This window comes from Cetobacterium sp. ZWU0022 (genome assembly GCF_000800875.1).
GTDB lineage: Bacteria > Fusobacteriota > Fusobacteriia > Fusobacteriales > Fusobacteriaceae > Cetobacterium_A.
The window spans coordinates 1-9,092 of record NZ_JRJZ01000104.1 but is presented as its reverse complement, the minus strand read 5'-3'; the positions used below and the strand labels follow the sequence as shown (position 1 = coordinate 9,092).

The following is a 9,092-nucleotide window of genomic DNA, read 5'->3' as shown; positions in this document are numbered from 1 at the left end:
CTATCAGATAGCTCGGGATTTTAAGTCCCGTGCGTCTACCTATTCCGCCACCCAGGCTTCCTAGTTGAAGGAGCTTGTCGCTTTCGCGCTTCGCTGTCCCTCACGGACATTAATAATAATATCATAAATTATAAATAAAGTCAACAAGTTTTTTTATTTTTTTTAAAGTTTTTTTATTTTTTTTCTGCACATACTAAAACTCCCTTGTTTTTAAAGGAGTTCTAGCATGTTATGCTCTATTTATTTTTTTATAAATTTCTCATATATTTTTCTTGCAGGTTCTAAAAGATTTAAAAAAATTAATAAATTTATTAATTTTTTTTTATATCCTTTAACTGTTTTGAACTCTAAAAAATATAATTTTTTATTATTTCCATGCCAACTTTTACCCCACCAATGTATACCATAAGTGTTCTTTTTTATTTTTTCGTAAGAAAACTCCTCTGTAAAGTGATATGGATAAAAATACTCAAAAGGATATATTTTTATTCCATCATTTAAAAAAATCTGTCTATTTTCAGCTTTAAAGTTGTAGTCTCTTTCTAATATATATTGAAGAATTGCTGGAATTGTATAGATGTTTACATTCCAAATATCTTCTTGATAAAATTCTAATATTTTTTTAAAAAAAACATGTCCCTTCTCTGAACCTATTATTCCTGCACTTGCTTGTTTTTCATCTTCCATTCCTAAAAAGACTCTATCTTCTAAAAAAGAATCTAAAGATTTTAAAATTTGCATATCAGAATCTAAATATATTCCTCCATGTTCATACAGAACTTTAGCTCTAAAATAATCAGATAAAAAAGCCCAAAGTTTTCTTTTATAACACTCTTTCAAAAATCTATTTTTCTCAATCTCGTTATAAAAATCTAAATTTTCTTCATTCCACTCTATTATTTCATACTCCGGTAACTTTTCTCTCCATGAATTTATACAAATATCCATCAGATTAGGTTTAGATCCTTTTCCTAGCCATATATAATGTATCTTTTTTTCCATAAATCCTCCTAGAATTTAGGTATTTTCTGAGTATTTCCTATACTTTTACCCACAATTTTTCTTAAAAAATTAGAAACTGTAGGAGCAAAATAGATTAAAATCTCTTCTATATTTTTGTTTCTCATACCTCTAACTTCTTTAAATATCTCTCTATAATTTTTCAATTTGCCTTTGTAATCTTTACCTGAATTTATATATCTATAAAGAACAACCTTATAAAAACTTGGTAATAACTTAGATAAAGCTTCTCTTCCGTATTCATCTGTCTTTGAAAACTCACTTAATAACATATAACATATTTTCTCTAATGAATCTACACTTCTATCATTAACAATACTCATTATACTTCCTGTTCTTTGTCTATAATAATAAAAGGCAATATCAATATACTTAACTCTTTTAGCTTTCAAATAAACCATTGGAGTAAAATAACTATCCTCATGAATTAAATTATCATGAAAATAAAGCTTATTTTCACATATAAACTCTCTTTTATATATATCATCTACAACTTCTTCTCTAAAACATTTAGTTCCTTGAAATAACGTTAAAAAAAACTTAGTCCCCTTACTTACTGTAAAATCCTTTATCTCTTGAGATCTAAATAGAGGTTCTCCAACTTTATTATCAGAAAAATATCTCATATTACCAACCATAACGTCTAAATCTAATTTTTGACCCTCTTTAAAAAAGTTTTCAAAACCACTTGAATCAATTATATCATCACTATCAATAAAAGCTAAATATTCCCCTCTAGCTTCTTTTATTCCTGCATTTCTTGCCGAGGATAATCCTCCATTTTCTTTATCTATTATCTTTGTTTTTGTTGGATAAAGTTCCTTATATTTTTTTAAAATATTTAAACTATTATCTTTCGAACCATCATTTACTAAAACAACTTCATAATTTATATCCTTTACTTTATAAATACTTTCTAGGCATTCATCTAAATAATCTTCTACATTATAAACAGGTACAATTATTGTAAGTTCCATAGCTTTCTCCTATATATATCTATTATTATTTTTTCATCAAACTGTCTAATTATTTTCTCTCTACCCTTTTTTCCCATAGTTTTTTTCTCTTCTAAAGATAACTTTATAAATGATTCAATTTTATTAGCCAAATCAACTGAATCCTTTGCTTTTACTAAGTATCCGTTGACATTATCATCTACAATCTCTTTACATCCTGTTACATTTGAAGCTATAATAGGTTTTTCCATACTTGCAGCTTCCATTAATACTTTAGATATTCCCTCTCTATAAGATGGTAATATTACACAGTCAGAAGCGTTTATAAGCACTTCCACATCTTTTCTATGCCCTAAATATTCCAATATACCACTTTTAACATACTCGTCCATTTTAGCACTATCTACACCGTTTGCAGCATTTCCACCTAAAGCACCCAAAAACCAAAATTTAACTTTATAATTTTTATTTTTTATAATTTTTGCTGCTTCAACAAACTCTCTTACGCCTTTATCAAAAAAAGCCCTAGCAACCATTAGAAATATTAACTCTTGATTCTCTTCTCTTTCAACAGGTGAAAATTTTTCTATATTTACTCCTTCTCCTGGTAAAATAAAGATTTTTTCTGTTGGTACTATCTTTTGCTTTATTAAGGTTTCTTTATCATCATCATTCAAAACCCAAACCTCTTTTGAAAATTTCAATGAAAACTTATACATTTTTTTTGCAATACTTGAAATTATTCCACCTTCAACAAAAGAGTAACCTAATCCTGTCAAGACCGCGATACTTTTTATCCCAGCTATCTTTGCTGCTATTGTCCCGTAAATATTTGGTTTTATTGTATAATGAAAAACAATATCAGGTTGCTCTTTTTTATAGATTGCTTTTAATTGTAATAGAAGTTTAAAATCTTTTACTGGATTTATACCTCTCATATTTAATTCTATAGGAATATGTCTTATTCCTAGCTCTTCTAAAAAATTTATTCTTGTATCATTAGGTGCAATTACTATTACCTCATGCCCATCATTTATCAGAGCTTTAATTACTCCATATCTAAATATATAAATATCCCAAAGCACATTGGCTGTAAAAAATATTTTTAATTTTTTCATAATATACCTCTCATTAGTATTGAATTAACAACTCTTTGCCATGACTTTCTTTTAAATACTTTTTTCCTTTTATTATTTCAAGTTCTCTCTCTTTATAATTTAATTCATTAAAAAGTGCATTTTTGTAATTATAATTTATTGTGTTCCCTGGAAAGGTAGTGCTCCTATATATTCTAATCAAAGATAAAGCCATTACTATAGCCACCATAAATTCTTTTCTCTCGAAATTTTCTAATGATCTTGTTAAAGTTAGCCAAACACTATAAATAAACAGAATTCCTATTCTTAAAGAAGCTACAGATAATTCTGATGTAAATAAAAATATCACCACCCAAATATACAAACTATTTTTTATGATATTATTATTTTCATATTTATAAGCTAGTAAAAATAAAATCGCTCTCTCTATATAAAATAAATTTAGACCTCTTTCTAGGTTTGCTGGAAGGATGCTTTTATAGTTAACAATTTTATCAGCTATTATAGTTGGTAAAAAATCCCAGTTATAGTTTAATAGCAGCTCAATACCCTTTAAATTTAAAAGATAATAAAAACTACCAATTATAAAAATTCCTAAAACTATCCGTTTTTCATAAGTATAATTTAAAATAAAATACATTGGTAGATATAAAATCGCACTCATATGGAAAGAAACTCCAATTATATTTAATAATAAAAACGGTATAATCTTACGCTCTTCAATATATTTTAAAGAGAATAAAAATAATATTATCGCTTTCATATTTCTTAAAAGTTCAACTTCCATATGAAATCCCTGTATACTAAAAAAAATAGCAAAAGCCATTATAGGATATTTGCAATACCTTTTAAAAATATAGTATAGTGCAATAAAATCAATTGTTGTTGTTACAAACTGATAAAATATATAATTTTTAAAAATATTACCTATAAAAGAGGTATAAAGCATATATCCCTTTTCATAGGTGTAAGTCCCTTCCATAAAAGATGGGTAATAAAAATACCAATCCCACCCTAAAAAACCTCTAGTTCCTAAAAATAAAATTAAACAAACTATTATAACTTTTAATATTAATTCTTTCTTTTCTTTATCTTTGTAAAAAATATCAAAAACTCCAAGCATTAATAATACTATAGCTATAATCAAATATATCATTTTAACGCCTCTTTATATAATTCTATATATTTTTTAGCCGTCGATTCTATTGAATAAACTAGGCTTCCTTTAATCCCAGATCTACTTTTGTCTAAGTAGATTTTAGGATCTTCCAATTGTTTTATATTTTGAACCAAATCATTTACATCTCCAGCTTTAAACAACAATCCAGAACCTGAAACTATATTTGCTAGTCCTTCTACATCACTCGCTATAATAGGAGTCCCAGAGGCCATAGCCTCTAATGCACTTAAACCAAACCCTTCAAAATTTGATGATTGAATTGCTATATCTGCTCTTTTTAACAACGCTGGAACAGAATTCGAATATCCTAAAAACTGTACTCTGTCTTCTAGTTTTAACATTAAAACCTCTCTTTTTACAGCTTCTTCTGTTTCACCTTCTCCAATAAATGTAAGTGTATATTCTTTAGGAAGTTTCTCTAGGGCTCTTACAACCGTTATATGATCCTTAGATGGATGAAATCTAGATACCATGACTAAGTTATTTCCCTTACGTTCTTTCTGTTTTCCCATAAAAGCTCTTAAAGAAACTCCGTTTGGTATAACTTCAATCTTTTTTAAACTAATTCCTGTCCATTTTATTAATTCTCTTGCTGTCGCTTCTGAGATTGCAATAACTTTGCTAAATGAGTTATAAATAAATCTATCTAAATATTTATATACCTTTTTCTCTCTTCTTCTATTATGAGTACTGTGTTCAGTTGTTACATAGATAATACTTCTATTAAAATATCTCGCAAAACTTGTCCAAATTTGTGAGTGTACTAAATGAGCATGAACAATATCTATTTTTTGACTCTTCAATAACTTCGTTATTTCAAAAATATTTTTAAAACTCATTCTATTATTTATCTTAGTTCTATGAACTTTTATACCTCTCTTTTCATACTCTTCTAAAAATTTCTCTCCATTAGTATCCAAAACTAACAGCTCTACATCTGCTCCTTGTCTTTTTTGAGCAGGAATCAAATCTAGCAATAACTTCTCTGCGCCACCTAATTCCAAAGATGTTATTATATGAAGTATTTTCATTTATTTCTCCTATCTTTTTTTCTTTCATAGCAAATCGACTGAAGTAACCTAATCAAAAATTTTATTTTATTTTTTAATGGTATATTTGTTTTTATCATATAGCTATAGTAAAGTTTCATTCCTTTTGGATTATTTTTTATAATTTCAGAAAATTTTCGTGTATATCCATCTTCTAAATATTGATAATAATATATTCCTTTATCTATATATCTAAACATATAGTTTTCTCCTATTTGATTCCATATATAACCTTCGGGAACAAATTTTTCTCCTTCGATTTCTGGAAAAGGATACTCTCTCATTATTGATGTTCTTATGATTTCAGCTTTATCTCCCAAAATTTTCTTTTTATAAAAAATATTAATTGGTGTACTATCTATTTGGTCTTCACCAAAACTTTCTTTTTCCTTCACAGGAGAACCATTATCTAATATTTCAACTTTTCTAAAAACTAATCCAGCATAATCTAAAGGTAACGTTACAATCTCTTCTTGGATTATCTCAACTGCTTTTTCATTTAAATAATCATCACTGTCTACAATGAAAAAAAACTCTTTTGTGGCTAAAAGCGCTCCTATATTTATAGCTCTCATTTTTCCACCATTTTCAACTTTTTTATAAACAATCGAAAATTCATCTTCTTTTATAAAGCTTTCTATTAAATTTTTCGTATTATCAGTTGATCCATCATCAACAATAATCCATTCAAAATTCTTTAGTGTTTGATTCTTTAAACTTTTATACAACCTCTCTAAGGTACTTTTCCTATTATAAGTAGGTGTAAATATGGTTAACATCTTTCTCTTACCTTCCTTTTCCAAATACAACGGTTTTAAGCGTTTTAAATAATATAATTATATCCAAATACAGGCTATAACACTTTATATAGTATAAATCATATTCTAACTTATTTTTAGCATCTTCAACCGTAGCTCCATAGGGATACATCACTTGTGCCCAACCTGTTAATCCTGGTTTTACCATATGTCTTAATCCATAATATGGGATTTGCTTCTCAAGTTCTTTTATAAATACCATTCTCTCTGGTCTTGGTCCTATAAAACTCATATCTCCTTTTATAACATTTAAAAGTTGAGGAAGTTCATCAATTCTTGTTTTTCTCATAAAATTTCCAAACTTTGTTACTCTCGGATCATTTTTTTGAGCCCATTTTGCACCATCTTTTTCTGCATCCTGCCTCATACTTCTAAATTTATAAACTAAAAATTCTTTTTCATTTTCTCCAACTCTTGCTTGTGAATAAATAATAGGTCCTGGACTTTCTAATCTTACTATAATAGCAGCTATAATCATAACTGGAAATGTCATCAAGCCAATAATGATGGACATTCCAATATCAAAAACTCTTTTAACCTTATTTTGAAATTTACTTCTCAAGATTTCAAAACCATATGCATTCAATAACCACTCTTCATTTATATATGAAACCTCTATTTTTTTTTCGATTTCTAACATATAATCTAAATATCCCATTACATGGGTATTTCTTAATTTAATCTTTAAGATTTTTTCAATTTCTTTTTCTTCTAACCTCATTTTACCTAAAAGTAATAACTTAATCCCGTTTTTTTCTACAAACTCTTCTAACTCATCTATATCACCAGAAAAATGAATATGTTTATATCCTTCTAATTTTTCTAAACTTTTTTCTAAATTATACTTCAATTCACCTTCTCCATATATAGAAACTGGTTTAATTCTATATGTAATAATATTTATAACTGTTCTCAAGAATATTATTATTGAAGTGAATAGAGTACAAAATATTATTAACCAAAAATCCCAACTAATTAAAAACCAAATAAAGAAAAAGAAAATATTTAATATAAATATAGTTACATAATTTTTTAAACTATATCTTGGTACATCGAAATTCATTAAATCAAACAAATAAAGTCCCAATAAAATAAAAAATAATACTCCTATTCCAATCAAACTTGTTTCTGATGTTAAATTAAATAATCCCATTAAAATTGAAAATATAGCTCCTAGAGCCCCCATATAAAATAATCTTAGCATTAGTTTTCACTATCTCCTTCATAAAGAACCACTCTTTCTCCGTCCTCTATTATATTCTCATCAGCACCATCTTTATCATAAAATATAATTGCTTTAAAAACCTCATCTTTAGAATCTAACCCGTACTCTGAAAATAAAGCTGATGGATAAACGTCATCTTTATATGACAATACAGTCAATACATTATTATTTCTAACTAAATATTTAGTTTTTTTATTTTTTGTAGTTTTGTCTTCATCTTCTCTTCCAATTCTTCCTAAAATTTTTCCAAGTATATTCAATTGGAATTTATCTTCATCATTTCTTACTTCCCATACTCCCGAATCCTCTTTTTCAATTTTTACTCTTCTCATATCTTTACCTGTTTTTAAAATATATCGAATATTTCCCATGCTATCAAAAGCAAATGGTAAACCTTCATCTTTTAAATTATAAGAAGCTAAGTTAAATCCTGGTTGTATACTCCCTGGAATTCTCTTTTCTACATAAATCGCAGGAAGCCTATCATCTACTGAATATGTTTTTAATTTAATTCTTTTACTTTTTAAAACTTTTTTATCACCAGGATTAAGTTGTTCTAATAAAACTGTATTTTCTATTTTAGGATATAATCCAACTATCGGAAATAATTCTCCTGGAAAATATTTTTTTTCATAACTAAAATTAGGCATTCCTCCTACACCTAATATAGTAACTCTTAAAAGCTCCATTTTTTCATTTTCTCCATATTTCATACCATAAGCTAAAGGAGTTCTTCCATAAGGGTTATATTTTAAATATGGATTATCAAAAGTATAATCTCCTCCTTCAAACTCTTTTCTTATTTGTTTTTCGAATCTCTCGTCTTCTACATAAAGATCTCCATAAAGAGCAGCTTTTCTTATATCAAATCCCTCTAGCATATCATTAATTTCAATAGCTAAAACAGGATTAATTTCCCCTATTTTATATAATGTTTTACTAATCTCTACAACCTCTTCTAAGTTATATTTTTTTATATCTTTTTTTTCTACAAACTCTATTGTCATAGGAGATTTTGATAACATTTCACTAATATTTATTAAATTTTCTTCTGATAATTTTTCAAATACACTCTTACTATTTTTTATAGGTAATAGTTTTGTTATTCTATCTTTTATTTTTATAACTTCAGGTCTATTTTCAATCGTTCTTATAAAAATTTCAAAATTGTTTTTAATTAATTCTTCCTTGAAATATTTTCCAATCTCTGGAGATAATGACAATAAATCTTTCAAACCTTTAATTACTTTTGCATTCTCTATAGCTTTATTATAATCTGTATTTTTAAGATATGAATCTACATTAGGATTGTTTATAAAATCAACTAATTTACCATCCTTTAAAATAGATGTTGCTATATCCATCTTATCTGATGATAAATTCTCTAATATTCTTTTTAGATTACCATCTTTTAATTTTATAGAAAATATTTTTTCATTTTTTCTTTTCTCATTTTTTTGATATAAATCCGATAAACTTTCATTATTTTTTATAGCCGTTTCTATTGTTCTTTTGTTTAATACTAAACCTATACCAAAAATTATTACAATTACTGAAATAAGCAGTACAATTATCTTTTCTCTTTTTATCATTTTTCACCCCTTTGAAATTTTAACAATTCTTTATTATTATACACTATCTTGAAAAAAATGTATAAAAAAAAGAGCGAATACGCTCTTAAAATTTATTTTTACAAAAAATAAAAAAATGGCGCTTCTTGCTGGGCTCGAACCAGCGACAACACGAT

At 26.7% G+C, this 9,092-nt stretch carries 8 protein-coding genes; all 8 read right to left on the bottom strand.

All coding sequences use genetic code 11. The features are described from left to right. Positions 1–240: 240 nt before the first annotated feature. The 8 genes from L988_RS08465 to L988_RS08430 are packed head-to-tail and all read right to left on the bottom strand — an operon-like array spanning position 241 to position 8,937. Complete coding sequence (locus tag L988_RS08465) at positions 241–1,002, bottom strand: glycosyltransferase (RefSeq protein ID WP_052191771.1); 762 nt, start codon at positions 1,000–1,002, stop codon at positions 241–243. An 8-nt stretch (positions 1,003–1,010) separates the two neighbouring features. Continuing rightward, the gene (locus L988_RS08460) at positions 1,011–1,997 is read right to left on the bottom strand and encodes a glycosyltransferase (protein WP_047383387.1); all 987 of its coding nucleotides are present in this window, start codon (positions 1,995–1,997) and stop codon (positions 1,011–1,013) included. Beyond that, a complete protein-coding gene (locus tag L988_RS08455) occupies positions 1,982–3,094 on the bottom strand; it encodes a glycosyltransferase family 4 protein (protein WP_047383386.1) in 1,113 nt (370 codons plus the stop codon). Before L988_RS08455 ends, L988_RS08460 begins: the two co-directional genes overlap by 16 nt. A gap of 13 nt (positions 3,095–3,107) precedes the next feature. Beyond that, entirely contained in the window at positions 3,108–4,229 is a 1,122-nt protein-coding gene (locus L988_RS08450) for an EpsG family protein (RefSeq protein ID WP_052191770.1), read from the bottom strand. Then, complete coding sequence (locus L988_RS08445) at positions 4,226–5,284, bottom strand: glycosyltransferase (RefSeq protein WP_047383384.1); 1,059 nt, start codon at positions 5,282–5,284, stop codon at positions 4,226–4,228. Before L988_RS08445 ends, L988_RS08450 begins: the two co-directional genes overlap by 4 nt. Further along, the gene (locus tag L988_RS08440) at positions 5,281–6,081 is read right to left on the bottom strand and encodes a glycosyltransferase family A protein (RefSeq protein WP_052191769.1); all 801 of its coding nucleotides are present in this window, start codon (positions 6,079–6,081) and stop codon (positions 5,281–5,283) included. Before L988_RS08440 ends, L988_RS08445 begins: the two co-directional genes overlap by 4 nt. 7 nt (positions 6,082–6,088) lie before the next feature. Further along, on the bottom strand, positions 6,089–7,324 hold the full coding sequence (locus L988_RS08435; protein WP_047383382.1) for an exopolysaccharide biosynthesis polyprenyl glycosylphosphotransferase: 1,236 nt from the start codon (positions 7,322–7,324) through the stop codon (positions 6,089–6,091). Continuing rightward, a complete protein-coding gene (locus L988_RS08430) occupies positions 7,324–8,937 on the bottom strand; it encodes an aryl-sulfate sulfotransferase N-terminal domain-containing protein (protein ID WP_047383379.1) in 1,614 nt (537 codons plus the stop codon). Before L988_RS08430 ends, L988_RS08435 begins: the two co-directional genes overlap by 1 nt. Positions 8,938–9,092: the final 155 nt, after the last annotated feature.